The sequence below is a fragment of the Xanthomonas sp. 4461 genome, from assembly GCF_024806475.1.
Classification (GTDB): Bacteria; Pseudomonadota; Gammaproteobacteria; order Xanthomonadales; family Xanthomonadaceae; genus Xanthomonas; species Xanthomonas arboricola_F.
On record NZ_JANTYV010000002.1, the window covers coordinates 21,039 to 45,339 of the forward strand.

The 24,301-nt window shown below is 65.3% G+C and carries 19 protein-coding genes and 1 other RNA gene; 3 read left to right on the forward strand and 17 right to left on the reverse strand.

All coding sequences use genetic code 11. The features are described 5' to 3' along the window. The first annotated feature begins 136 nt into the window (after positions 1 to 136). Positions 137 to 1,003 (forward strand): crotonase/enoyl-CoA hydratase family protein, encoded by an 867-nt coding sequence (locus FHY19_RS07890; RefSeq protein ID WP_259164158.1) that lies wholly within the window; start codon positions 137 to 139, stop codon positions 1,001 to 1,003. Positions 1,004 to 1,060: 57 nt separating this feature from the next. Here the strand turns inward: FHY19_RS07890 and FHY19_RS07895 are convergent, their stop codons facing one another. The 5 genes from FHY19_RS07895 to FHY19_RS07915 all read right to left on the reverse strand — a co-directional run bounded on the left by FHY19_RS07895 (position 1,061) and on the right by FHY19_RS07915 (position 8,539). Then, positions 1,061 to 3,232, reverse strand: coding sequence for an ATP-binding protein (locus tag FHY19_RS07895; protein ID WP_259164166.1), 2,172 nt, complete (start codon positions 3,230 to 3,232; stop codon positions 1,061 to 1,063). A 2-nt stretch (positions 3,233 to 3,234) separates the two neighbouring features. Further along, positions 3,235 to 4,371, reverse strand: coding sequence for a two-component system response regulator (locus tag FHY19_RS07900; RefSeq protein WP_005993831.1), 1,137 nt, complete (start codon positions 4,369 to 4,371; stop codon positions 3,235 to 3,237). A gap of 139 nt (positions 4,372 to 4,510) precedes the next feature. Continuing rightward, positions 4,511 to 6,028, reverse strand: a complete 1,518-nt coding sequence (gene lysS / locus FHY19_RS07905) for a lysine--tRNA ligase (protein WP_259164174.1) — start codon at positions 6,026 to 6,028, stop codon at positions 4,511 to 4,513. A gap of 194 nt (positions 6,029 to 6,222) precedes the next feature. Beyond that, positions 6,223 to 7,348 (reverse strand): peptide chain release factor 2 gene (gene prfB, locus FHY19_RS07910; RefSeq protein ID WP_104611297.1). Its coding sequence is split into 2 segments (ribosomal slippage): positions 6,223 to 7,272 and positions 7,274 to 7,348, totalling 1,125 coding nucleotides; the frame shifts between segments, so codons are not numbered across the junction. A 240-nt stretch (positions 7,349 to 7,588) separates the two neighbouring features. Further along, on the reverse strand, positions 7,589 to 8,539 hold the full coding sequence (locus FHY19_RS07915) for a LytTR family DNA-binding domain-containing protein (RefSeq protein ID WP_259164189.1): 951 nt from the start codon (positions 8,537 to 8,539) through the stop codon (positions 7,589 to 7,591). Between the two features lie 158 nt (positions 8,540 to 8,697). Between FHY19_RS07915 and FHY19_RS07920 the strand changes: the two genes are divergently transcribed. Both FHY19_RS07920 and FHY19_RS07925 read left to right on the forward strand, forming a co-directional pair. Next, positions 8,698 to 9,909 carry an acyltransferase family protein gene (locus tag FHY19_RS07920; RefSeq protein WP_259164190.1) on the forward strand — a complete coding sequence of 404 codons (1,212 nt, stop codon included), beginning with the start codon at positions 8,698 to 8,700 and terminating at the stop codon, positions 9,907 to 9,909. Between the two features lie 245 nt (positions 9,910 to 10,154). Further along, the gene (locus FHY19_RS07925) at positions 10,155 to 11,192 is read left to right on the forward strand and encodes a DUF1176 domain-containing protein (RefSeq protein WP_259164192.1); all 1,038 of its coding nucleotides are present in this window, start codon (positions 10,155 to 10,157) and stop codon (positions 11,190 to 11,192) included. 795 nt (positions 11,193 to 11,987) lie between these two features. On the opposite strand, the gene recJ is transcribed toward FHY19_RS07925, so the two are convergent. The 12 genes from recJ to FHY19_RS07985 all read right to left on the reverse strand — a co-directional run bounded on the left by recJ (position 11,988) and on the right by FHY19_RS07985 (position 24,301). Then, on the reverse strand, positions 11,988 to 13,727 hold the full coding sequence (gene recJ / locus FHY19_RS07930) for a single-stranded-DNA-specific exonuclease RecJ (protein WP_259164210.1): 1,740 nt from the start codon (positions 13,725 to 13,727) through the stop codon (positions 11,988 to 11,990). Further along, positions 13,724 to 14,644 (reverse strand): phosphoglycerate mutase, encoded by a 921-nt coding sequence (locus FHY19_RS07935; protein ID WP_259164212.1) that lies wholly within the window; start codon positions 14,642 to 14,644, stop codon positions 13,724 to 13,726. The genes recJ and FHY19_RS07935 overlap by 4 nt, the downstream gene beginning before the upstream one ends. 18 nt (positions 14,645 to 14,662) lie before the next feature. Then, positions 14,663 to 15,127 carry a transcription elongation factor GreA gene (greA, locus tag FHY19_RS07940; protein WP_181112888.1) on the reverse strand — a complete coding sequence of 155 codons (465 nt, stop codon included), beginning with the start codon at positions 15,125 to 15,127 and terminating at the stop codon, positions 14,663 to 14,665. Between the two features lie 8 nt (positions 15,128 to 15,135). Next, positions 15,136 to 18,378: a carbamoyl-phosphate synthase large subunit gene (gene carB, locus FHY19_RS07945; protein WP_259164220.1), complete on the reverse strand. Its 3,243-nt coding sequence runs from the start codon at positions 18,376 to 18,378 to the stop codon at positions 15,136 to 15,138. 8 nt (positions 18,379 to 18,386) lie between these two features. Beyond that, entirely contained in the window at positions 18,387 to 18,830 is a 444-nt protein-coding gene (locus FHY19_RS07950; protein WP_259159832.1) for a hypothetical protein, read from the reverse strand. After that, entirely contained in the window at positions 18,830 to 19,954 is a 1,125-nt protein-coding gene (gene carA / locus FHY19_RS07955) for a glutamine-hydrolyzing carbamoyl-phosphate synthase small subunit (protein WP_259164228.1), read from the reverse strand. The genes FHY19_RS07950 and carA overlap by 1 nt, the downstream gene beginning before the upstream one ends. A gap of 238 nt (positions 19,955 to 20,192) precedes the next feature. After that, complete coding sequence (dapB, locus tag FHY19_RS07960) at positions 20,193 to 20,909, reverse strand: 4-hydroxy-tetrahydrodipicolinate reductase (protein ID WP_259159828.1); 717 nt, start codon at positions 20,907 to 20,909, stop codon at positions 20,193 to 20,195. Between the two features lie 293 nt (positions 20,910 to 21,202). Beyond that, positions 21,203 to 21,279, reverse strand: a non-coding RNA gene (locus FHY19_RS07965) — sX9 sRNA. A gap of 64 nt (positions 21,280 to 21,343) precedes the next feature. Beyond that, entirely contained in the window at positions 21,344 to 22,063 is a 720-nt protein-coding gene (locus FHY19_RS07970; protein WP_259164238.1) for an MOSC domain-containing protein, read from the reverse strand. Next, positions 22,060 to 23,262 carry a PLP-dependent aminotransferase family protein gene (locus FHY19_RS07975; RefSeq protein WP_259164241.1) on the reverse strand — a complete coding sequence of 401 codons (1,203 nt, stop codon included), beginning with the start codon at positions 23,260 to 23,262 and terminating at the stop codon, positions 22,060 to 22,062. The genes FHY19_RS07970 and FHY19_RS07975 overlap by 4 nt, the downstream gene beginning before the upstream one ends. Positions 23,263 to 23,484: 222 nt before the next feature. Beyond that, positions 23,485 to 23,985: a nuclear transport factor 2 family protein gene (locus FHY19_RS07980; protein WP_259164244.1), complete on the reverse strand. Its 501-nt coding sequence runs from the start codon at positions 23,983 to 23,985 to the stop codon at positions 23,485 to 23,487. Between the two features lie 61 nt (positions 23,986 to 24,046). Then, positions 24,047 to 24,301 carry a DUF6587 family protein gene (locus tag FHY19_RS07985; RefSeq protein WP_259164247.1) on the reverse strand — a complete coding sequence of 85 codons (255 nt, stop codon included), beginning with the start codon at positions 24,299 to 24,301 and terminating at the stop codon, positions 24,047 to 24,049.

A 24,301-nucleotide genomic window follows, 5' to 3' on the forward strand; every position in this document is an offset into this window, starting at 1 on the left:
CAGACCGAAGGGCTTTCCCAGCAATGGGAAAGCCCTTTGCGTTCAGGCAGATAGCGCCGGTGTAGGATCCGTTTGTGGAGCCCGCACCGCCCGCTGCGCCACATTCTCCCGCGGGCGACCTCCTCGAGAAAAGCTCATGAGCATGATCGAAAAACTACAGCCTCAAATCAATCAATCCACGATTCGCACGCATGCAAGCCATGCGGATGCAGGACATTGGCTCTTCATGCATGCCGACGCAGCAACGGGCATCAGGCCATGCTTCCGCCCGCAGTTGATGACGGAAATGCACGGCTACCTGAGTACGCTTACCGACACGCCCACGCATGAAACCGGCCGTTTGCGCAGCCTCGTTCTCGCCTCGGACGCTAATGCATTCAATCTCGGCGGGGATCTGGATCTATTCGGCCACATGATTCGCGCACGCGACCGACACGGCTTATTGCGATACGCACAGAGTTGCGTCAGTGGCGTCTTCCAGTTCCATCAGGGACTCACTGGCAATTTCAGAACCATTGCCCTTCTGCAGGGAGATGCGCTGGGCGGCGGGTTGGAGATGGCGCTGTCTTGCCACACGATCATTGCAGAGGAAGGCGTGGGCCTGGGATTGCCTGAAGTCTTGTTCGGGTTGTTCCCGGGCATGGGCGCCTACTCATTTCTGTCCAGGCGCGTATCGCCCCAATTGGCAGAACGGATCATTCTTGAGGGGCGCGTCTACAGCAGCGAAGAAATGTACGCCATGGGAGTTGTGGATATGCTCGTACCTCGCGGGCAAGGCATCCATGCCACCCATGAGTTGATCACCAAGCAGCAGCGCACGCCTCAGTCGTATCTGGCGATGAATCGCGCAAGACACGTGTGCAACCCGGTCACTCATGACGAGCTGCTGGCGGTCGCGCAGATATGGGTGGAAGCCGCACTGGAACTGGGAGACAAGTCTCTCAAGACGATGGATCGGCTGGTAAAGGCGCAGACGCGCAGAGCCGCAAAGGGAATTGCCTGATTAGCATGACAGCATGCCGTAAGGGGAATCAGGCCCGGCGTACTGCCGGGCTTCTGCTCAGGATGCGTCTTCGCCCGAATCTTTCTCGAACCGGTCTTTTGCGCGCGATTCCAGCGCGGCGCGACCCAGTTGCAAATTGTGCTGAAGCTGATTCACACGCATCTGCCATTCGGACTTGATCTGAGCATCGGACATGCCCATCAGCTCCCCGCCTTGCTCTGCCAGCACCACCAACCCAAGATTGCTGGCCACACCTTTCGTTGCATGAGCATGCTCGCGCAGCCGCTCCCATTCCAACGCCTGGGCATCATCTGACATTGCGGCGATGCAGGCTTCTGCATCACTCAAGCACTGACGAATGAACTCCTTCTCGAAGTTCTTGCCCATGCCCAGAGACGCCAGCTCGTCGAGCACAGTGACATCGAGAATGCCATCTGGTGCCGATCCGGTTCGTACAGACACAAGGCCGAGCGGCGGAAACTTGCTCTGCGTTGCAATCTCGGCGAGCGTATCCAACAACCGCACCGCAACCACCGGCTTGGCAAGGAATGCGTAGGCGCCGGCCTGCTCGCAGCTACGAATCGCCTCCGGCGTCACATCCGCACTTAATACGACGACCGGCGTTTTAGGCTGAGCTCCTGCCTGCATCACCCGCAACTGCTTCAACAGGTCCAGGCCACTGACACCCGGCATATGCAAGTCGACGATGGCCACATCGAAATCGGTCTCGGCGAGCGTATCCAGTACATGCTCCCCACCGTTGACGCAGGTCACCTTGTGCCCAGCCTTTTGCAGGAGCCGCTGCAGAACCATCCGGTTGGCGGCGTGATCATCCGCCACCAGGATCTGCAACGTACGTACGCGCGCCCGGTGGCGCAGGAAGGGATCGGCGAAGGCGATGACGTTCCCGGCATCTCCACTCTCGCGTACTCCGCCGATCGGCTGCAGCGCCGATGCACTGGATTCGACGGCATAGTCGAACGGTAATTCAAACCAGAAATGGCTGCCACCGCCGGGATTTTCTTCGAAACCGATCTGACCACTCATTGATTCGACCAGGCCTTTGGCGATCGTGGTTCCAAGGCCGCTGCCTTCGAAACGTCGCGCCAGCCCATTGTCTGCCTGCTCGAAAGCCTCGAACAAGCGCGGCTGCATATCGACCGGCACACCGATCCCGGTATCGATGATGTCGAAACGCAGCCGCACTTTACCCTCGGCAGGACGCCCGACCGCTCCGACGTTGACATCGATGTGTCCGTGGTCAGTGAACTTGACCGCATTGCCGGCCAGATTGAGCACGATCTGTCGCAGGTGCCCGGCATCGCCCTTCAACAAATCGGGAACGTCCGGCGCAATCACCACGCCATAGACAAGCGACTTCGCCTTGGCTTGCGGCTGCAGGATCAGATCGATATTGGCGATCACCTCCCTGAGTGAGAAGTCGCGATGCTCGACGCGAATCTTGCCGGCTTCGATGGCAGAGATATCGAGCACTTCCTCGACCAGTGAAAGCAGGCTGCGAGCGGATGCCTGAATGGTACCGACGCATTCGCGCTGCTCGGCGTCCAGGCGTGTAGTTGCCAAGACCTCGGTCATCCCGGAAAGGCCGTTGAGCGGAGTACGGAATTCGTGGCTCATATTGGCCAGGAAGCGACTCTTGGCTTCGCTGGCGCGCCGCGCTTCGGCCATTGCGCGAGTCAGCTTGTTGAGCAGGCCCGACAGATACAACGGAATGGCCGCCAGGCCAAGCCACAACCCGACTCCCAGACCGAAATTGCGTCCCCAATAGTCATTGGTCAACAGCGTGACACCAAAACTGACCATCGCCATGGCAACGGCTAGGTAGAGGTAGCGGTTACCGAAGCGCAGACCATTACCGATAGTCACCCACATCACCACGACGTAGATGCAGGCCATCGGTTCGCCGATCGCACTCATGGCCATCGACATCAGGCCGTAGTCGGCCAGCATGCCGAGGATCCGGCGCGGATGCGAGCGCTGGGGCCTGAGCACGATCCAGGTAAAGATTACCAACGCCAGTGCCTGGCTAAGCAGCGTCAGGCCGACTACATAAACCAGCTGCGTGGCCGGCAATGCCCAGCGGCTTGCGAACAGCACCTCGTACGCCAGGATCAACGCCACCATGGCAATGCGGATCAGTGCCTGACCATGCTCGCTGTCCTGACGCTGCGCGAGCCTGTTGCGCACTTCTCGTAGCATGCCTGACATGCTCACACCCCGGGTCGCGCCGATGCGGTGGAGAATTCGCCGCAGATCTGGTCCAGCTGCGCACGGCCGCGCAGCAGCGCATCCACGCAGCGCGGGTCGAACAGGCGGCCGCGTTGCGCGTAGAGATAGGCCAGCGCAGCATCCATCGTCCAGGCTTCCTTGTATGGACGCGGCGACAGCAGGGCGTCGAACACATCGGCGACCGCGACGATGCGCGCTTCCAGCGGAATCGCCTCGCCGACCAGGCCGTCCGGATACCCGGTGCCGTCGTAGCGCTCGTGGTGACGCAGCGCGATCAAGGCACCGACCTGGATGAAGCGGTTCTGGCTGCCGCTGAGCAGCTCGTAGCCGATGCGCGGATGCCGCTTCATGATGCTCATCTCGTCATCGGTGAGCTTGCCCGGCTTGAGCAGCACCGAATCGGGAATGGCGATCTTGCCCATGTCGTGCAGCGGTGCGGCCATCTCGATGATGCGCACTTCTTCTTCCGACAGGCCCAGCTGCTCGGCGATCAGGCCGGCCACATGCGACATGCGCTCCAGGAACGCACTGGTGCCCGAATCGCGGTATTCGATCGCACGCGCCAGCCGCGACAGCGTCTCGCGTTCGCGCTCTTCGACCTCGTTCATGCTGGCCAGCAGGCGCTGTTCCAGCGACAGCGCACGTTGCTTGACGCTCTCGCTCTGCTGACGCAGCTGCAATAGATTGGAGCAGCGCGCCCGCAACTCGCGCGGGCGGATCGGCTTGACCAGGAAGTCGATCACCCCGGCTTCCAGCGCCGCCTGGCGGATCGGCTCGTCGCCGACGATGGTGATCAGGATGATCGGAATATCGCGATGGCTGGGCAGCCGGCGCAGGCGCCGTGCGAACTCCAGGCCATCCATCCCGGGCATGCGGTAGTCGAGCAGCAACAGATCCACGCGCCCAGCTTCGCACCATGCCAACGCGTCGAGCGGGTCGCCGAAGTCGTAGACCTTCAGCTCCGGCGCGATGTCTTCGATGACATGGCGCAGCATCGTTCGCGCAGACATCTGGTCATCGACAATGACGATGTTCAATCCCAGATCCGCCTTTTCCGCCCAGCTTCCCCATGTATCCGCCGACACCATGCCGTCCGGACTCCCTAAAACATCCTGCATAGCCGTTGCTCCTCTATCACGAGAACGGAAAAGCGTGACGTCGACCGCTGTGTCGACTTCCCCGGACATGACGCTGCCCGAAGCTCCGCCCTAGCATATGCAGTATCTGTGCCGTGAGCACGCGGTTCGCACAAAAAAGTCAGGCTTCCGGACGCATGTAGGGAAACAGCAGGACATCACGGATCGATGTGCTGCCGGTCAGCAGCATCACCAGGCGGTCGATGCCGATACCCAGGCCACCGGTCGGCGCCATGCCGTACTCCAGCGCACGGATGTAGTCGGCGTCGTAATGCATCGCTTCGTCGTCGCCGCCGTCCTTGGCCTGCACCTGCGCCTGGAAGCGCGCGGCCTGGTCTTCGGGGTCGTTGAGCTCGGAGAAGCCGTTGGCCAGCTCCTTGCCGTTGATGAACAGCTCGAAGCGGTCGGTATACCCCGGCTCGGTGTCGCTGGAACGCGCCAGCGGCGATACCTCGACCGGATGGTCGGTGATGAAGGTCGGCTGCACCAGAGTGTGTTCGACGGTGGCTTCGAAGATTTCGAGCAGCAACTTGCCCCAGCCGTAGGACGGCTTGACGCGGATCTTCAGGCGCTCGCAATGGGCCAGCAGCGCATCGCGGTCGGTGCAATCGGCGGCGCTGATCTCCGGATTATGGTGACGAACGGCCTCATCCATGCGCCAGCGCCGGAAAACCGGCGCCAGATCGATGTCGGCGCCATCCCAGCTCACCTGGGTGGTGCCCAGCACCGACTGCGCGGTGTCGCGGATCACCTGCTCGGTCAGGTCCATGATCTCGTGGTACGTGGCGTAGGCCTCGTAGAGCTCGAGCATGGTGAATTCGGGGTTGTGCCGGGTCGACACGCCCTCGTTGCGGAAGTTGCGGTTGATCTCGTAGACCCGCTCCAGGCCACCGACCACCAGACGCTTGAGGTACAACTCCGGCGCCACGCGCAGGTACAGATCCAGATCCAGTGCGTTGTGGTGGGTGGTGAACGGCTTGGCGGTGGCGCCACCGGGGATGTAATGCATCATCGGTGTTTCCACTTCCAGGAAACGCCGCGCATCCAGCCACGCGCGCATCGCGCGGATGATCTTGGAGCGCTTGATGAACACCTCGCGCGCTTCCGGAGTGACGATCAGATCCACATAACGTTGGCGATAGCGCTGCTCCACGTCCGACAGGCCATGCCACTTGTCCGGCAACGGGCGCAGCGACTTGGTCAGCAGCCGCAGCGCGCTGGCCTTGACCGAGAGTTCACCGGTCTTGGTGCGGGTCAGCCCGCCCTCCACCGCCACGATGTCGCCGACGTCCCAGCCCTTGAACGCGGTATAGGCATCGCCCAGCACGTTGCCCTGCAGGAACAACTGCACGCGCCCTGATTCGTCCTGGATCTGCGCAAAGCTGGCCTTGCCCATCACCCGCTTGGCCATCAGCCGGCCGGCCATCTTGACGGTGCGCCCGCTGGCTTCCAGCGCTTCCGGGGTCCAGGTGTCGGCATCGGCGAATTCGGCCTGCAGGTCGCCGGCGAACTGCTCGCGCACGAAATCGTTGGGATAGGCGATGCCCTGGCCGCGCAACGCGCCCAGTTTCGCGCGACGCTCGGCGATGAGGCTGTTCTCGTCGACGGGAAGGTGGGGCGCGGGGGTCTGCTCGGTCATGGCGGGAATCGGTCTGCTAGAGGTCGGGCGCGTGCCCGGTGGGGAGTGAGACACCGGCAGCGCCGGGCTCTCTTACATTGACGGTGTCGCGCGCAGGTCGCCTGAGATCTTTGCTGCCGCAGCGCAGGTTAGCGCTGCGGTGCCTGCGTAACATCGCGCAAGGCCGTCGCATCCGCTGCGACCTCGCGCGGGGGTCAGGCGTCCAGGCGTTTGGAGCCTGCCGCCAGACCGGCCTTGAGGCTGGCCTCGACGAATTCGTCCAGATCGCCGTCCAGCACTTTCTGCGTGTCGCTGCGTTCGATGCCGGTGCGCAGATCCTTGATGCGGCTCTGGTCGAGGACGTAGTTGCGGATCTGGCTGCCCCAGCCGATGTCGGACTTGGTGGCTTCCAGCGCGTCACGCTCGACATTGCGCTTCTGCACTTCCAGTTCGTACAGCTTGGCGGCCAGCATCTTCATCGCGTTGTCGCGGTTCTGGTGCTGGCTGCGGCCGGTCTGGCAGGCGACCACGGTATTGGTCGGGATATGCGTGATACGCACCGCCGATTCGGTCTTGTTGACGTGCTGACCACCGGCGCCCGAGGAGCGATACACGTCGGTACGCAGATCGGCCGGGTTGATGTCGATCTCGATGTTGTCGTCCACTTCCGGCGACACGAACACCGAGGTGAAACTGGTATGCCGGCGGTTGTCCGAATCGAACGGCGACTTGCGCACTAGCCGGTGCACGCCGATCTCGGTCTTCAGCCAGCCATAGGCATATTCGCCTTCGATGCGCACGGTGGCCGACTTGATGCCAGCGACTTCGCCGCCGGACACTTCCATCAGCTCGGTCTTCCAGCCGCGCGACTCGGCCCAGCGCAGATACATGCGCAGCAGGATTTCGGCCCAGTCCTGCGCCTCGGTACCACCGGCGCCGGCCTGGATGTCGACGAATGCGTTGGCGCCGTCCATCTGGCCGGAGAACATGCGCTGGAATTCCAGCTTTTCGACATGGGTCTGGTACTTGTCCAGATCGGCGATCACCGCAACGGCAGTGTCCTCGTCCTGCTCGCTGTCGGCCAGCTCCAGCAGATCGCCGGCATCGGTGAGGCCGGCCAGTACATCGGCGATGCCGATGACGGTCTTTTCCAGCATGGAGCGCTCGCGACCCAGGGCCTGGGCACGCTCGGCGTCGTTCCACACGTCCGGGCTTTCCAGCTCCCGGCTGACTTCCTCTAGACGCTCTTTCTTGGCGTCGTAGTCAAAGATACCCCCTGAGCGAGAGCACGCGATCGTTGAGATCGGTGATGCGCTGGCGGATCGGATTGGTTTCGATCATGACGGATTTCCGGCAAACAAGCTGGCTAGTTTAGCAAGCGGGCGACGGTGGCGGAACGCGCCCGCCTCGGCACTGTGCGCTGAATGACGATTGTCCAGACGACGCGTCCCTGCCGCGCTCGACCGCAAGGATTCCGGTCTCGACACATCGCGCGCGCGACTCGCGGCAACCGTGCCAACGGTGCGATGGCGGGATGCAGGGACGTCGGCCAGTTCGCCCGCCAACAGCGTCACAGCGGCCTCAGACCGTCAACGTCTCTCCCTGCGGCGCAGCGGTACCTCGCCCTGCCCGCGCGCGCAGATCTGCCAGATGGCTGCGACTGCACGGCAGCACAGTGGCGTCGTGCAGATGCACGCGGGCATCGCCGGAATCGACCGGTTCTATCGCCTGTACCTGGCTCAAATTGACCAGGTAGCTACGATGGATCCGCACGAACACCGCCGGGTCCAGCCTGGCTTCGATCGCCGCCATCGTGCTGCGCAGCGGGTAATCGTGGCCGCGTACGCGCAAGTTGACATAGTTGCCGGAGGCCTGGATCCATTCGATATCGGCCGTGGCGACCAAAAAGTCGCGGCCGAGCTTGCGCACCAGAAAGCGTTCCGGTCGGTCCAACGGCTCCTCTGGCGGGCCCTCGTCCGGTGCCGCAAGCAGATGCGCCTCGCCCTGACGGCGCCGCGCGTACCACGCCAGCGTGTGCTGCAACGCCACCAGCATCGCAAAGGTGCGCAGATCCTTGGACAACTCATAGAACCACTGTAGCGGCCAACCACCGAAGTCGTAGTGCCTGCCAGCCAGCGCGTAGACCAGTTTGCGCAACAGCACCATGCCGGAGACGTGCGCCAGCCACCAGCCCAGCGCAGCAGCCAGGTACAGCGGCACACGTCGACGCCAGACGTCGGCATGCAGCGGCCAGCGTGCGCAGAGCCAGAACATCGCCGGCAGCAACAACAGCGACGTCGTGGCGCTGCTCAGCTCCCAGCTCAGCAACTGCCACAGCACGATCGCCTCGCCATCGCGCCGCCCCGCCAACCATGCGGTCAGCGTGTTGCCCAATGCGCTCAGGTAAAACACCAGCGACCAGATCATCACAGCCCAGCGCGTGGCGAAGTGACCCGCACCGTCCTGAGGTGTCGGCGGGCAAGGCCCGATGGTTTCCATTGCAGGCGTCCGCAGTTGGCAGCTGCCGATCATAGAGTCCTGCGCAATGGCGCGACAACGTCATCTCGCCGCCCCATTCGTCACTGGGAGGATGCAATTGGTCACCGCGCCGGGGCATCTCCACCCCTGCCCCCTTTATCCATCGGGGTCAGCGGGCAGGATGGGTGCACTTCCTCGACCGCCGCCCCCCCATGACCGAACGCCGCCACGATATCGATGCCCTGCGCGTCTTCGCCTTCGCCCTGCTGATCCTCTATCACGTGGGCATGGCCTACGTGGCCGGCTGGGACTTCCATTTAAAGAGTGCCTACACCGCCGAGTGGCTGCAGCCGCCGATGATCGCGCTCAACCGCTGGCGGATGCCATTGCTGTTCATGATCTCCGGCATCGCGATCGGCCTGGCGCGTGCGCAACGTGCCCCGTGGCAGTTCGCCTGGCGGCGTTGTGGCCGGCTGCTGCCCCCGCTGCTGTTCGGCATGTTCGTGGTGGTGGCGGTGCAGGCGTACTGCCAGGGCGTCAGCAATGGCAAGGTCGTGCCCGGCTTCGGCAACTTCCTGCTGCGCTATTGGCAGGTCCGGCCGTGGCCGGCCGGCAGTTTCGATGGCTGGGAACACGGCATCACCTGGAACCATCTGTGGTACCTGGCCTATCTGCTGCCTTACACCGGGTTACTGATGGCCATGCTCGCGCTGGGCCGCAAGCTGCCGGCGAGTCTGCCGGCGTTGCCGGCGGCCATCGCGCTGCCGGCCCTGCTGCTGGCACCCATTCTGTGGGAGGCCGTTTGCGTGCTGTGGGTACTGCCGCGTCACCCACCGACCCACGCCCTGGTCGGCGACTGGTTCGTGCACGCCGAGTCGTTTCCGTTAGTCGTGCTGGGATATGCACTGGCCAACAACGCACGCTTCTGGACATGGGCCGTGCAGCTGCGTTGGCCAACCCTGATCGCCGCCCTGCTGGCGATCGCCACCGAGCTGAGCATCCGCCAGTTGGGCCGATCGCTCGATCCTGCGCAGTTGTCGGAAATGTCGGGGACAATTCGCTGGGACGTGGTCGAGCGGCTGGCGCGCGCAGCCTATACCTGGCTGGCACTACTGACCCTGTTCGGCTGGGCGAGGCAGGGCCTGAACCGCCCGTTCGCGTGGCTGCCGTACTGCACCCAGGCCGTCTTCCCCTGGTACATCCTGCATCAGAGCCTGATCATCCTGGCGCTGTACTGGTTGGCGCCGTTGCAGCTGGGGCCGTGGCTGGAACCGGTGCTGGTGTTGGCCGCCACCGTCGCCGGTTGCCTGCTGTTGCACGAATACCTGATCCGACGCGTGCGCTGGCTGCGCCCGCTGTTCGGGATGCCGATGCGCGAATCGCCGATCGGCACGCGCACCGCGGCGACGCTGACGCAGGGGTGATCGCTTGGAGCGACAGGCCGGCAGAGAAGACCGGCCAGACGATGCCGCCAGCGCATCGTCGCCGGGGCGCCTCGGGCACCGCGGCGCGCGTCATTGTCCATTGGCAGCAGCGCTGCCGATGCACCGCAGTGCCCGGACGCACCTGCACACCATGAATGGCAGTCGCCGCCTGCCGACGATTCGCCTGGACGCCCTGCAGTGCGCATCGCAAGATGCCGGCCCCGACCTGCGATGAAGAAACTACGATGCGTTACGACCTGCTTGCCGCAGTCTTGCTGTGTAGCCCCGCAATCGCACTTGCCGCGCCTGCGACCGGTGTCGATTTCAGTCACGACGACTGGACCATCGCCTGCGACAACACCCGCACCTGCCGCGCCGCCGGCTATCAGCCGGACGAAGGCGATCACCTGCCGGTATCGGTGCTGCTGACACGCAAGGCCGGTGCCGGCCAGGCGGTGACGGCCGAGCTGATGCTGGGCCAGTACGACGAGATCAAGCTGCCGGCATCGCTGAAGCTGCAGATCGATCAGCGCGATCTGGGCAAGCTGGAGCTGGATGGCAAGAGCGGCACCGCCGTTCTGAGCAGCCCGCAGGTCACCGCACTGCTGGCGGCACTGACCCGCAGCAGCAAGATCGTGGCGATCGGCAACGATGGCCGCCGCTGGCAGCTGTCCGATCGCGGTGCGGCGGCGACATTGCTGAAGATGGACGAGTTCCAGGGCCGGCTGGGCACGCGCGGCGCACTGGTGCGCAAGGGCGATCGCGACGAGGCCAGCGTGCTGCCGGCATTGCCGGTGCCGCAGGTGCGCGAGGCCAAGCTGGCAGCAGCGCAGGCGGGCGACGCTCGTCTGGGCAGCTTGCCGGCGCTGTACCAGGCGCTGCGCGCCACGCTTCCGGCCGATGAAGAATGCAAGGGCCTGGATGCCGGCGATGCCGCCGAACCGCTGACCGTCACCCGCCTGAGCAGCGACAAGCTACTGGTGTCGACCGATTGCTGGATGGGCGCCTACAACATCGGCACCGGCTTCTGGGTGGTCAACGCACGCGCGCCGTTCGCGCCGACCCTGGTCACCACGCACGCCAGCGATCTGGATGGCTCCACCATCCTGGAGTCCCAGAAGGGCCGCGGCCTGGGCGACTGCTACAGCCAGGCGGCGTGGACCTGGGATGGCCGCCGCTTCGTGCAGACCTCCAAGTCCAGCTCCGGCCTATGCCGGCTGGTGGCTGCTGGCGGCGCGTGGGAATTGCCGACCTTGGTGACCGAGGTCAAGAAGTCGCCCTGATCTAGGCGAGGACGGCGCGAGTGCGTGCGAGCGCCGGTATGTGCTTGCACTGCCTTGCAAGATGCCTTGAACCGCGAACTGGACCAGCTTGCGGCCGTCAGGCACGGAACACAGACAGCATGTAGCAGCGCGTATATGCCACCCGTGAGCGTGCCGTCCAGGGTAGAGCGGCTGATCTCAGCCTGGCTGCAGGGCCCTTGCCCGCCCACCATCGCGGGACACGCTGCAAGTACGTCCCTGTAAGCTCTTACGCGGCATCCATGCCGCGTAAGGTCCCGCGACGGTGGGCGGGCAAGGGCCTGTCGAGATGGTCGGTGTGCATGGTTGCAAGCGGAGCATGACGCGTGTTGCTTGGATCACGGCGCGTCCGATCAGCTTCCCGGTACACGCCGAACGACACAGGCTTTCAGGAAAGTTCCTGCAGCGTCGTCATGGCGAATCTGCAGAAAAAGATGACGAATTGGCGTGCCTTGACCAGGTCATGGAAACCACACGCCGAGGCGGCAGCGTGGCCGGGGGTGGCGGAGAGCGGCACTCAGGATGTGCCGCGGCGGCGAGTCAGACAGGATGTCTGACCGAGCCGAGGAGCCGATCCCCGGCCGCGCTGCCGCCCTCTCCCGAAGCCAGAGACTGGCAGCCATGCGCCTGAGACCCCTACAGCTCCCTCTGCGGACGAATTCACAGCGCGTCCCGCGAGCGGCAGGACACCGCGTGCCCTCGACCAACGCGGCTTGGATCATCCAGATGACGCCAGGTGCGGCCTACAAAAGCTAGAGAGAACACTGAGCCCGCAGATCAGCCGGTGACTATCGCCGGCTCACAATGTTCGACGATCAACTGCACCGCGGTGCCACCGCGATAGTCGTCGCTGACCAGACGGTATGCCAGGCGCACCAAGCGTGCCGGTTCGCTACCGTGCCAGCCGTTGAAGTGGATGGCATTGAGCGGCTCGGCGCGGCCGGCGCAACGCAGGGTCAGCTTGAGGTGGCGCTCCTTGAGCACCCGGTACTGCAGCACTTCGAACTGACCATCGAACAGCGGCTCCGGAAAGCCCTGCCCCCACGGACCGGCCACCCGCAAGGCTTCGGCGTGCACGTGATCGAGTTCGTGCGCGGCGAGTTCGCCATCGCTGTGCAACTCGGCATGCAACAGCGACGCATCCACCATCGCGTGAACCTGCGCCTGAAAGGCCTGCTCGAAGGTCGCCAGCGCGGCGTGATCGATGCTCAAGCCCGCCGCCATCGCATGGCCGCCAAACTTCTGCAGCAAACCCGGATGACGCGCATCCACCGCCGCCAGCACGTCGCGGATATGCAGGCCGGGAATGGACCGCGCCGAGCCGCGCAACTGGCTGCTGCCCGGCTCGGCCGGCGCCAGCGCGATCACCGGGCGATGCAACCGATCTTTCAATTTGGAAGCGACCAGGCCGATCACGCCGGGGTGCCATTGCGCATCGAACAGGCAGGCAGCGATCGGCAAGGCGCCCTCGGCGTCCAGCACCACCTTGGTGACCAACTGCTCGGCATCGTCGGTCATCAACTGCTGCACCGCGCGGCGCTCGGCGTTGATCTCTTCCAGGGTGGCGGCGATCTCGCGTGCGCGGTTCCAGTCCTCGCTGAGCAGCAGCTCGATGCCAAGCGCCATGTCTTCCAGCCGGCCGGCTGCATTCAAGCGCGGCCCGAGCGCGAACCCGATATCGCTGGCGCTCAGACGCGCGACATCGCGGCCGCTGGCATCGATCAACGCGCGCAACCCGATGCAGCCGCGGCCTTCGCGCAGGCGGCGCAACCCTGCCGACACCAGCGCGCGGTTGTTGGTGTCCAGCGGCACCAGATCGGCCACCGTGCCGACGGCGACCAGATCCAGCAACACCGACAGATCCGGTTCGGCGCAGCCGGCAAAGGCGCCGCGCGCGCGCAGGGCACTGCGCAGCGCCAGCAACACGTAAAAGATCACGCCTACGCCGGCCAGCGATTTGCTCGGGAAGCTGTCGTTGGCCAGATTCGGATCGACGATCGCATCGGCCGGCGGCAACACTTCGCCAGGCAAGTGATGGTCGGTGACCAGCACCGTCCAGCCGCGCGCCTTGGCCGCCGCCACGCCCGCGTGGCAGGCGATGCCGTGATCGACGGTGACCAGCACATCCGGCTGCAGCACGGCCAATTCGTCCACCAATGCGGGCGACAGGCCATAGCCGTGCACCATGCGATTGGGCACCGCGTGGTGCACATCCAGCGCGCCGAGCATGCGCAAGCCGCGCACGCCCACCGCGCAGGCGGTGGCGCCATCGCAGTCGAAATCGCCTACCACCAGGATGCGCCGTTGCCGGGCGATCGCATCGGCCAACAGGTTGGCGGCCACGTCGCTGTTATGCAGCAACTCCGGCGAGAGCAACTGCCCCAACCGCGGCTGCGCGCCCTGCGCATCGCCGACACCGCGCGATGCGTAGATGCGACGCAGCAGCGGCAACATGGCATCGGGCCAGCTTCCGGCCTGCCCGGGTGGGCGCCGGACGATCCGGGGAGTGGAGGTCATTGCGCCAGTTGCTGCCGTGGCTTGCGCCAGAACCGCCAGCGTTGCGAGCGCGCCAGCGACAGCGTTTCGCCGTCCTGGAAATCCAGCACCAGCCGATCCAGCTCGCCACGCGCCATCGCCGCCAGCAGCGGTGCCACTGCGTCGTCGCCGAACTGCTGCAGCGAACGCAGATGACGCAGATCCACCAGCGCATCCACGCGTTGTTCGCCCTGCGCATCGGCACCGGCCGCCAATGCCAGCGCACGCAGCAGCGACTCGCGGCTGCGCACCTGCCGATGCGGCGATGTCACTGCATGCGGCAGCACGCCGCCGCCCCAGAACCACAGCGAATTGATCGCCGGTTTGCCGCTGGCCACGCGGCCCTCGTTCCAGGGATGTTGATGCAGCAACACCTGCGCTTCGGTCAGCAAGGCACGCCAGCGTCGGCCCGCGTCGCCGGCCGGCAAATGCTCGAACAGATCGTCACCGATCGCCACATCCGGCGGCGCGAACTCCGGCAACCTGGCATCCGGCGACAGACGCAGATACCACCGCGATGGCGTCGGTGCATCGAGCAAAAATCCCGCATCCCCGAACATCGGCTTGAGGATCGGCAACAACACCGCCAGGTCCTCGGCCGTGGCGCCGAGCGCCTCGCCATAGCCCATCAAGCGCGCGCCCTGCATGTCCGGTACCACATAGGCCGGATCGGCACGCACCCAGGTCGCGCCCGCGGCATCGCCGGCATCCAGTTGCCGGGTCAATGCCGCCACCGGCCACTGCGCCGGCGTCAGCGTGAAATGCCGCTGCAACTGCGCCACTTCGCCGGCATCGGCGGCGTGCAGATCGGCGCGCGCCAGGGCGCTGGCCACCACCGCGTTGTCCAGCGTTCCGGGCAGACGGCGTTTTTCGGGCAGCAGCAGCGTTGCGGTCGTCATCGCTCAGGCGTCAGTGGGTCAATCCAGGTACGCGACGCTGACCACTTCGTATTCGCGCTGGCCGGCCGGCGCATCGATGGTGACCGAATCGCCTTCCAGCTTGCCGATCAACGCGCGTGCCAGCGGCGAGGAAATCGCGATCAGGCCCAGCTTGATGTCCGCTTCCAGATCGCCAACGATCTGGTAGCGCTTCTCTTCATCGGTCTCGGTGTCGGCCAGCGTCACCGTGGCGCCGAACACGATCTTGCTGCCGGCCGACAACTTGGTGATGTCGATGATCTCGGCATGCGACAGCTCACCTTCCAGCTGCTTGATGCGGCCTTCAATGAAGCTCTGCTGCTCGCGCGCAGCGTGATACTCGGCGTTCTCCTTCAGATCGCCGTGCGCACGCGCTTCGGCGATCGCAGCGATCACCGCCGGGCGCTTGACCGACTTCAGCTGATCCAGTTCCTCGCGCAGACGTTGCGCGCCCTTGGATGTCATGGGTGCTCTCATGCTTGAAGCTCCTTGTGCAGTTCCTGCAGCGACCAGACAGGACCGGTGCCGCGGAATTCCAGCGAATGCACCAGCGCCTTGGCGCCGGCGACAGTGGTCGAATAGGTCACGCGATGCTGCAGCGCTTCACGCCGGATCGAGAACGAGTCCGAGATGGCGGCGCGACCTTCGGTGGTGTTGACGATGTAGACGATCTCGCCGTTCTTGATCGAATCGACGATATGCGGGCGGCCTTCGGCCACCTTGTTGACGATCTCGCAGCTCAGCCCGTTCTGCTGCAGCCAGGCGCCGGTACCGCGCGTGGCGACCAGCGTATAGCCGCGTTCCACCAGCGCCTGCGCCACCGGCAGCACGCGCTGCTTGTCAGGGTCGCGCACCGACACGAAGGCCTTGCCCACCGGCGGCGCCTTGATGCCGCCGGCCTCCTGCGCGCGCGCAAACGCGGCGCTGAAGCTGCGGCCCACGCCCATCACCTCGCCGGTGGAGCGCATCTCCGGCCCGAGGATCGGGTCCACGCCCTGGAACTTGGCGAACGGGAAGATCGCTTCCTTCACCGAGTAATAGCCCGGCACGATTTCCTTGGTGGCGCCCTGCTCGGCCAGCGTCTTGCCGGCCATGCAGCGGGCGGCGATCTTGGCCAGCGGGATGCCGATCGCCTTGGATACGAACGGCACGGTGCGCGAGGCGCGCGGGTTCACCTCCAGCAGGAACACCACATCGTCGCCGGCCTCGTTGACCTGCACCGCGAACTGGGTGTTCATCAGGCCGACCACGTTCAGGCCTTCGGCCAGCATCACCACCTGGCGACGCAGCTCGGCCTGGGTCTTGGGCGAGAGCGAATACGGCGGCAGCGAGCAGGACGAATCGCCCGAATGCACGCCGGCCTCTTCGATGTGTTCCATCAGCCCACCGATCAGCACGTTGCCGTCCTTGTCGGCAATGATGTCCACGTCCACTTCCACCGCGTTGTCGAGGAAGCGGTCCAACAGCACCGGCGAATCGTTGGAGACCTTGACCGCGTCGCGTACATAACGCGCCAGGTCGGATTCGCCGTAGACGATTTCCATCGCGCGGCCGCCGAGCACATAGCTCGGGCGCACCACCAGCGGATAGCCGATTTCGCGCGCCAGCACCAGCGCCTCGTCGGCATTGCGGGCAATGCGGTTCGGCGGCTGCTTCAGGCCCAGCTTGTCGACCAGCTGCTGGAAACGCTCGCGGTCTTCGGCCAGGTCGATCGAATCGGGCGAGGTGCCGATCACCGGCACGCCGTTGGCTTCCAGCGCGCGCGCCAGCTTCAGCGGGGTCTGGCCGCCGTACTGCACGATCACGCCCTTGGGTTTTTCCAGCTCGACGATTTCCAGCACGTCTTCCAGCGTCAGCGGCTCGAAGTACAGGCGGTCGGAGGTGTCGTAGTCGGTGGACACGGTCTCCGGGTTGCAGTTGACCATGATGGTTTCAAAGCCGTCATCGCGCAGCGCCAGCGCCGCGTGCACGCAGCAGTAATCGAACTCGATGCCCTGGCCGATGCGGTTGGGGCCACCGCCGAGGATCATGATCTTGTCGCGATCGGTCGGCAGTGCCTCGCACTCGTCCTCGTAGGTCGAGTACAGGTACGCGGTGCTGGTGGCGAATTCGGCCGCGCACGAATCCACGCGCTTGTAGACCGGGCGAACTTTCAGCGCGCGACGCAGCGTGCGCACCGATTCCTCGTTGGTGCCGGTCAGCTCGGCCAGGCGCGCATCGGAGAAACCGGCGCGCTTGAGCGTGCGCAGACGCGCCGCATCCAGTGCCTGCATGCCGTCGTCGGCCAGCTGCTGTTCGTGGCTGATCAGTTCTTCGATCTGATCCAGGAACCAGGGGTCGATGAACGACAGCGCGTAGACATCGGCCACGCTCATGCCGGCGCGGAACGCATCGGCGACATAGAACAGGCGCTCCGGGCCCGGCGCCTTGAGCTCGCGCTTGAGCGCGGCGATATCGTCTTCGCTGCCCAGGTCCAGGCCGGTCGGATCCAGCCCGATCTTGCCGGTTTCCAGCCCACGCAGCGCTTTCTGCAGCGATTCCTGGAAGGTGCGGCCCATTGCCATCACCTCGCCCACCGACTTCATCTGGGTGGTCAGGCGCGCGTCGGCCTGCGGGAATTTCTCGAACGCAAAGCGCGGGATCTTGGTGACCACATAGTCGATCGAGGGCTCGAACGAGGCCGGGGTCAGGCCACCGGTGATCTCGTTGCGCAATTCGTCCAGCGTGTAGCCCACCGCCAGCTTGGCGGCGACCTTGGCGATCGGGAAGCCGGTGGCCTTGGAGGCCAGCGCCGAGGACCGCGACACGCGCGGGTTCATCTCGATCACCACCACACGGCCAGTGGTCGGGCTGATGCCGAACTGCACGTTGGAGCCGCCGGTATCCACGCCGATCTTGCGCAGCACCGCGATCGAGGCATCGCGCAGGCGCTGGTATTCCTTGTCGGTGAGCGTCTGCGCCGGCGCCACGGTGATCGAGTCGCCGGTATGCACGCCCATCGGGTCGAGGTTTTCGATCGCGCAGACGATGATGCAGTTGTCCGCGGTGTCGCGGACCACTTCCATTTCGAACTCCTTCCAGCCCAGCACCGATTCTTCCACCAGCACTTCGGTGGTCGGCGACAGTTCCAGGCCACGGCCGACGATCTCGATCAGCTCTTCGCGGTTGTAGGCGATGCCGCCGCCGCTGCCGCCCAGCGTGAAGCTGGGGCGGATGATGGTCGGATAGCCGACGCGGGTCTGGATATCCAGCGCCTCTTCCAGCGTGTGCGCCACTTCGGCACGGGGGCAATCCAGGCCGATCTCGCCCATCGCCACGCGGAACAGCTCGCGGTCTTCGGCCATGCGGATGGCTTCGCGCTTGGCGCCGATCAGTTCGACGTTGTACTTCTCCAGCACGCCGTGGTCGGCCAGGTCCAGCGCGCAGTTCAGCGCGGTCTGCCCGCCCATGGTCGGCAGCAGGGCGTCGGGCTTTTCCTTGGCGATGATCTTTTCGACCGTCTGCCAGTTGATCGGCTCGATGTACACCGCATCGGCCATGTCCGGGTCGGTCATGATCGTGGCCGGATTGCTGTTGACCAGCACCACGCGGTAGCCCTCGTCGCGCAGCGCCTTGCACGCCTGCGCGCCGGAGTAATCGAACTCGCAGGCCTGGCCGATGACGATCGGGCCGGCGCCGATGATCAGGATGGTTTTTAGGTCGGTGCGCTTTGGCATGGGGGTCCTCAGTAAAGTCGGTCCTGCCACGCCGCGGGGGCGCGCCAGGTAATCTGGTCGGGCGATCGGGCATCGATCGCGCCATGGTCGACCGCGGCGCGAACCTCTCGCTGCATCGCGGCCCAGCTCGGAGCGGCCGCGCCGATGCGCGCGCCGATCATGTTGTTGTGGGCATCCATGGCCCGGCTGGCGTTACCCTGCCCGCCGCGCTCCATCACCGCGGTCACCAGATCCACGCAGCGCGGGGACAAGGTATAGGCGACGATGGCGCTGGCAAGGCTGTGCCGATACGCATCGGCGGGGCCGTTGCGTCCACCTTCCAGGCCGGCGCCGAGCCATTGCGAATACACCGCAATCAGCACGAACGCCGGATAGGCCGCCAACACCAGCGCCGCCAACACGTACACACGCCAGCGGCGCAGTCGCGACGGCAGGGCCAGCGAGGCCATCATCAGGCTTTGGCCGCCATCAACGCGGTAAACCGATCGAACAACGGCCCCACGTCGCGCGGGCCCGGCGATGCTTCCGGGTGACCCTGGAACGAAAACGCCGGCGCGTCGGTGAGAGCGATGCCCTGGTTGGTGCCATCGAACAGCGAACGATGCGTCACCCGCACATTGGCCGGCAGCGTGGTTTCATCCACTGCAAAGCCATGGTTCTGCGAGGTGATCATCACCCGCCCGCCATCCAGATCCTGCACAGGATGATTGGCGCCGTGATGGCCGGTGGTCATCTTCACCGTCTTGGCGCCAGCGGCCAGTGCCAGCAACTGATGCCCCAGGCAGATGCCGAAGGTGGGCACCTTCCTGGCGATCAATTCCTGGATCGCGGCGATCGCGTAATCGCAAGGCTCCGGGTCGCCCGGGCCGTTGGACAGGAACACGCCGTCCGGATTCATCGCCACCACCTCGGCCACCGGCGTGCGGGCCGGCACCACGGTGACGTCACAACCACGGTCGGCCAGCATGCGCAGGATGTTGAGCTTGATGCCGTAGTCATAGGCCACGACTTTGTATTTCAGCTCGGTGCGCACGAAAGTGTCCGAATTCAGATCCAGCGAGCCTTCCTGCCAGCTGTAGCTGGTCTCGGTGGAAACCACCTTGGCCAGGTCCATGCCCTTCAGGCCGGGGAAGCTGCGCGCCGCTTCCAGCGCCTTGTCGACATCGATCTCGCCGGCCATCAACGCGCCGTTCTGGGCGCCCTTCTGCCGCAGCAGGCGGGTCAGCTTGCGGGTATCGATACCGGAAATGGCCACCACACCGCGGGCCTGCAGCCACTCCGGCAGTGCGACTTCGCTGCGCCAGCTGCTGGGGCGACGCGGCACATCGCGCACGATCAGGCCGGCGGCCCAGATCTTGCGGGCCTCGTCGTCCTGGTCGGTAAAGCCGGTGTTGCCGATATGCGGATAGGTCAGCGTGACCATCTGGCGGGCGTAGGAGGGATCGGTCAGGACTTCCTGGTAACCGGTCATGGCGGTGTTGAACACCACTTCGCCGACGGAAAGCCCGTTGGCGCCTACGGATTCGCCCTCGAACACGGTGCCGTCTTCGAGGACAAGGATTGCGGGTTGGGTCACGTGGGGTCTCGCTCTGGCTGCCTGGGACTCCGATGCGCTTCCGGCCAAATTCCGGTTGCAGCAAAGCGCGGACGCGGTGCTGAGGACCGGTCCGACGCTGGTTCGGGCAAGCGAGAATTGTAAAGGCAAGTGCCTCTGCTTGCCAGCCTGCAACGCACCGCCTGCGGCAGGAGCGCTGCAACGGCGGCATGAATAGGCTGCGCAACCGCGCAATTGTTCATGCGCGGTTGCGCGCGGGCTATAGCACCAGGTCGCGCACCCGGTAGCTGCCGGCCGGCCGGCCGATCAGGCGTTTGGCCGCGTGCAGCGCACCGCGCGCGAAGATGTCGCGGTTGGTGGCGCGATGCACCAGCTCGACACGCTCGCCCAGCCCGGTGAACTGCACGGTGTGCTCGCCGACGATGTCGCCGGCACGCAGGCTGGCAAAGCGCGGCTGCGCTCCGCTGCCGGTGGCCGCCTCGCCCAACGTCAGTGCGGTCCCGGATGGCGCGTCCTGCTTGTGCACGTGATGCGCTTCGATGATGTCGCAATCCCACCCGGGCAAGGTGCCGGCAGCGCGCTCGACCAATTCGGTCAACACCGCCACACCCAGGCTGAAGTTGGAGGCCCACACCAACGGAATCTGTCGCGCGGCATCGAGCAGCGCGGCGCGCTGCGTCTCGTCCAGCCCGGTGGTCCCGGACACCAAGGGCTTACCGCGTTGCGCGCATAACGCCAGGATCGGTGCAAAGCCCTGCGGCAGGCTGAAGTCGATCGCCACATCGAAGGCAGGCGCACCGCCCAGCTCGCTGGCGGCAAAGAACGGCACGCCGTCCACCACGCGCTGCGACGGCGAGCGCCCCACCACTGCGCCGACGACCTGCAATGCGTCGTCTTCGGCCGCCAGGCGCAGCAATGCCTTGCCCATCCGCCCGGAGGCGCCGTGGATCAGAACTTTTACAGGAGACGTTGTCATACCCGCAGGCTAGCGAGGCGGTGGGGGTTGCACAAGGTGCGGGGGATTGGGGAGTTGGGATTGGGGAGTCGTCACGGCGGCGCGCGGGTCTGAGCGTTTGCTGAGGTTGGCGTGGTTTGGTGGAGATGACGTGGCTTGTCGCCTGCAGTAGCGCTACCGCTGGTCGAGCGATCTGTGGATGCCACGCATGCGCGGCGTTGCGCTTGGGCGGCTGACGCTGCGGGCGAGATTGTTGTGCGCGGTGACTACGGCCGGTGCATCAATGACCGCAGCGCGCGACCGCTGCCTGGAACGGCTAACACGACGCAGCGAGCAAGCATCGGATGGGCGTGGACGGCGCGCCCGGAACCCGAGGGTACGCGCGGTGCATGACGCATCGAGCAGCGGCCGCGCCCGCCTGGTGGTGGTGAGCACGGTCGTTTTGTTCGCCGCCCTTAGTCGTCGTGACCGGTCAGGCGTCTGCTCCAGCTTTCCACTTCGCTGCGTTGCAGACGGCGTTCGAACAGGGCCTGCCACGACGGCACCAGCGGAAGACGCAGCAACTCTGTGATGGCCGCGACGTCGACCTCGCGTGCATACAGCACCTGCTGCAACCGCGACAGGCTCCACTGCGGATGCGGTCGCTCCTGCAATGCCAGCGTGTCGCCAGACGCCACCGCGCCGGGCTGCAGCACGCGGTAGTACCACCCGGTGCGGCCGGTTTCCTGCACGCGGCGCGCCATGTCGCGCACACCGAAGCGATCGGACAACTTCCAGCACGGCTGGCGCAGCTGCGAGACCTCCACGACGGCGGTGCCCAGGGTAAAGCGGTCGCCAAGGCAGACCGTGGCCTCGGTCAGGCCGGTGCTGCTCAGGTTCTCGCCGAACGCGCCGGCCGCTTTCAGCAGCGCATGCGCGCCAATCTCGTTACGCCAGGCCGCGTAGTGGTCGCGCGGATAATGATGGATCGCCTTGTCCGGCCCGCCATGCACGCGCCGGTCGCCTTGCTCGTCGCCCACCAGCCCTTCGACACCGATCGCGACCGAACCATTGACGGCACGCTTGTCGATCGCGCTGCGGCTACCGGGGCGGGTGAAGTCGCGCGCGACGCCGGTGGCGACGTGATCGATGCGCGTGGCAACCGGCGCTTGCGGCACCGCGGCCGGCAATGTCATGCGCCCTGCCCTGGCAGTTCGGCCAGCGCTTCGCGTAGCACATCCCCAAGCACCTGGATGCCGGCATCGATTTTCTCGCCCGGCACGGTGACGAACGACAGCCGCAGCGTATTGGCTTGCGGCAAGGTCGCAAAGAACGGCGCCCCTGGCACGAACGCGACATTGCGTGCGATCGCGCGCGCCAGCAATGCAGTGCCATCCAGCCCGGGCGGCAGGGTCACCCACAGGAACATGCCGCCTTCCGGACGATTCCACTGCACCTGCGCCGGGAAGTGCCGATCCAGCGCTTCCAGCATGAGACTGCACTGCCGCGCATACAGCGCTCGGATCTGCGGGATATGCGTGTCGAGAAAGTCGTCCTGCAGCGTCTGATACACCACGCGCTGGGTGAACGACGGCGTATGCAGATCGGCCGCCTGCTTGGCCTGGATCAACTTGCCAAGCACGGCCTCGGGCGCGACGACGTAGCCCAACCGCAGCCCGGGCGCCAACACCTTGGAGAACGACCCCATGTAGATGACCCCGTCGGGGTTCATCGACAGCAGGCTCGGCAAGGGTTCGCCGCTGTAGTACAGCTCGCCGTACGGGTCGTCTTCGACGATCGGCACGCCGGCCTCGGCCGCGCGTGCGACCAGCGCCTGACGTCGCGCCAATGGCAGACGCCGCCCGGTGGGATTCTGAAAATTGGGCAGGCAATACAGAAAGCGCGCATCGGCCAGCAGCGCCGGATCCAGTGCATCCACCACCACGCCATCATCGTCGGACGGCATGCCGACAAACGCGGGCTGGAACAGCGAGAACGCCTGCAACGCACCGAGGTAACTCGGCGTCTCCACCAGCACCTTGCTGCCTTCGTCGATAAACACCTTGCCGAGCAGGTCCAGTCCCTGCTGCGAGCCGGTGGTGATCAGCACCTGGCTGGGCCGGATGCCGGCGCCGTCACGGCTCAGCCGCGCAGCCACCCATTCGCGCAGCGGCGCATAGCCTTCGGTCGGGCCGTATTGCAACGCTGCTTGCGGCGCCTCGCGCAACACCTGGTCGCTGGCCGCGCGCATGCGCTCGACCGGAAAGGTCGCCGGCGATGGCAGGCCGCCGGCGAAGGAAATCACCTCCGGCCGCTCGGTCACCTTGAGGATTTCGCGAATCGCCGAACTGGTCAGCGCCTGCGCACGTCGGGAGATCTGGAAGGAGGTCGTCATGCTGCAAGCATACCCAACGCCCGCGACCCCGGCGCTGTGCAGTGCAGCGCGCGTGCGTCGATGCAGGGCAGCCAGCAACACCTGGCGAGCAGTCGTCAGGCAGATGCGGACGGCTCACAACCGGAGCATGCGAGTGGCCAACGCCGTGCCCGCCCGGCGGTGCGCACAGTCGCGTTGCTGGACGCTGCTGGCGGCGGCGCAGAAAGCACCGCCGCCTTGTGGCTACCGATACGCCGGACCAACCCAGGCGGTGCCTTCGCTCCGCGTGATCAAGGTCTTCCAGCGCTTGCGCACGATCTTGTCGCGCGAACGGAAGGTCATGCGCAAACCGGGCAAGCCAAGCGTGGCCCGTGTTTCGACCATCGCCGACTGCTCATCAGGGGCGATCTCGATCTTGGTAATCGAGTGCTTGTAGTCGATCAGCTCTTCCGGCTCGGCCACATGGCGCATCTGTTGCAGCACCTGTGTCCACTCGCCGTTGGACTTGCAGTATTTGGCGCGATCGGCAGTCTCGCGCTTCTGCTGGGAATCCATGCGGTACAACACCACCATTTCGAAGTCCGGCGCGGTCATGGCGCAGAGCGCCTCCCCATCCTGACTGACCATCGCCTTATCGTGCGCCGCGTAGAAGTCGCGCACCTGCTTCTCGTCGAGCGAGTTGCCGCCATAGTTGTACAAACCTGCAATCGCGGCCAAGACCGCCAGCAACACCAGCAAACGCATGCACTTCCCCCCTGTCACGCCGCTTCCTGCGGCCGTGCAAGTGTAGCCGAGGCCAAGGGTCTCAGTGCTTGCGCGTTGGCGCGGGGCCGCAACTGTCGCACCCACCGCAGGCCGCATTGCCCTGCGCCGCCGCCGGCGCCACGCGCCGGCCCAGCGTGCGCATCCAGGCCGGCCGCCCGTCGCGCAGCAACGCGAGCGCAAGCGCGCCACGCATCGTTCGCAAGACGCCCGGAAATTGCTTCTTCATCACCACCCACAGGCTGACCAGCACCGCGATGGCGATCACCACGTATTGCAGGGTGAGCGAAAGATCCAT

Bases quoted from the DNA above. Each gene is read 5' to 3' on its own strand.
- FHY19_RS07980 (WP_259164244.1), bottom strand. From the start codon at position 23,985: ATGCGTTTGCTGGTGTTGCTGGCGGTCTTGGCCGCGATTGCAGGTTTG.
- greA (WP_181112888.1), bottom strand. From the start codon at position 15,127: ATGACATCCAAGGGCGCGCAACGTCTGCGCGAGGAACTGGATCAGCTG.
- FHY19_RS07950 (WP_259159832.1), bottom strand. From the start codon at position 18,830: ATGATGGCCTCGCTGGCCCTGCCGTCGCGACTGCGCCGCTGGCGTGTG.
- FHY19_RS07935 (WP_259164212.1), bottom strand. From the start codon at position 14,644: ATGACGACCGCAACGCTGCTGCTGCCCGAAAAACGCCGTCTGCCCGGA.
- FHY19_RS07985 (WP_259164247.1), bottom strand. From the start codon at position 24,301: ATGGATCTTTCGCTCACCCTGCAATACGTGGTGATCGCCATCGCGGTG.
- lysS (WP_259164174.1), bottom strand. From the start codon at position 6,028: ATGACCGAGCAGACCCCCGCGCCCCACCTTCCCGTCGACGAGAACAGC.
- recJ (WP_259164210.1), bottom strand. From the start codon at position 13,727: ATGACCTCCACTCCCCGGATCGTCCGGCGCCCACCCGGGCAGGCCGGA.
- FHY19_RS07925 (WP_259164192.1), top strand. From the start codon at position 10,155: ATGCGTTACGACCTGCTTGCCGCAGTCTTGCTGTGTAGCCCCGCAATC.
- FHY19_RS07970 (WP_259164238.1), bottom strand. From the start codon at position 22,063: ATGACATTGCCGGCCGCGGTGCCGCAAGCGCCGGTTGCCACGCGCATC.
- FHY19_RS07915 (WP_259164189.1), bottom strand. From the start codon at position 8,539: ATGATCGGCAGCTGCCAACTGCGGACGCCTGCAATGGAAACCATCGGG.
- FHY19_RS07920 (WP_259164190.1), top strand. From the start codon at position 8,698: ATGACCGAACGCCGCCACGATATCGATGCCCTGCGCGTCTTCGCCTTC.
- dapB (WP_259159828.1), bottom strand. From the start codon at position 20,909: ATGACAACGTCTCCTGTAAAAGTTCTGATCCACGGCGCCTCCGGGCGG.
- FHY19_RS07890 (WP_259164158.1), top strand. From the start codon at position 137: ATGAGCATGATCGAAAAACTACAGCCTCAAATCAATCAATCCACGATT.
- FHY19_RS07895 (WP_259164166.1), bottom strand. From the start codon at position 3,232: ATGTCAGGCATGCTACGAGAAGTGCGCAACAGGCTCGCGCAGCGTCAG.
- carB (WP_259164220.1), bottom strand. From the start codon at position 18,378: ATGCCAAAGCGCACCGACCTAAAAACCATCCTGATCATCGGCGCCGGC.
- FHY19_RS07900 (WP_005993831.1), bottom strand. From the start codon at position 4,371: ATGCAGGATGTTTTAGGGAGTCCGGACGGCATGGTGTCGGCGGATACA.
- FHY19_RS07975 (WP_259164241.1), bottom strand. From the start codon at position 23,262: ATGACGACCTCCTTCCAGATCTCCCGACGTGCGCAGGCGCTGACCAGT.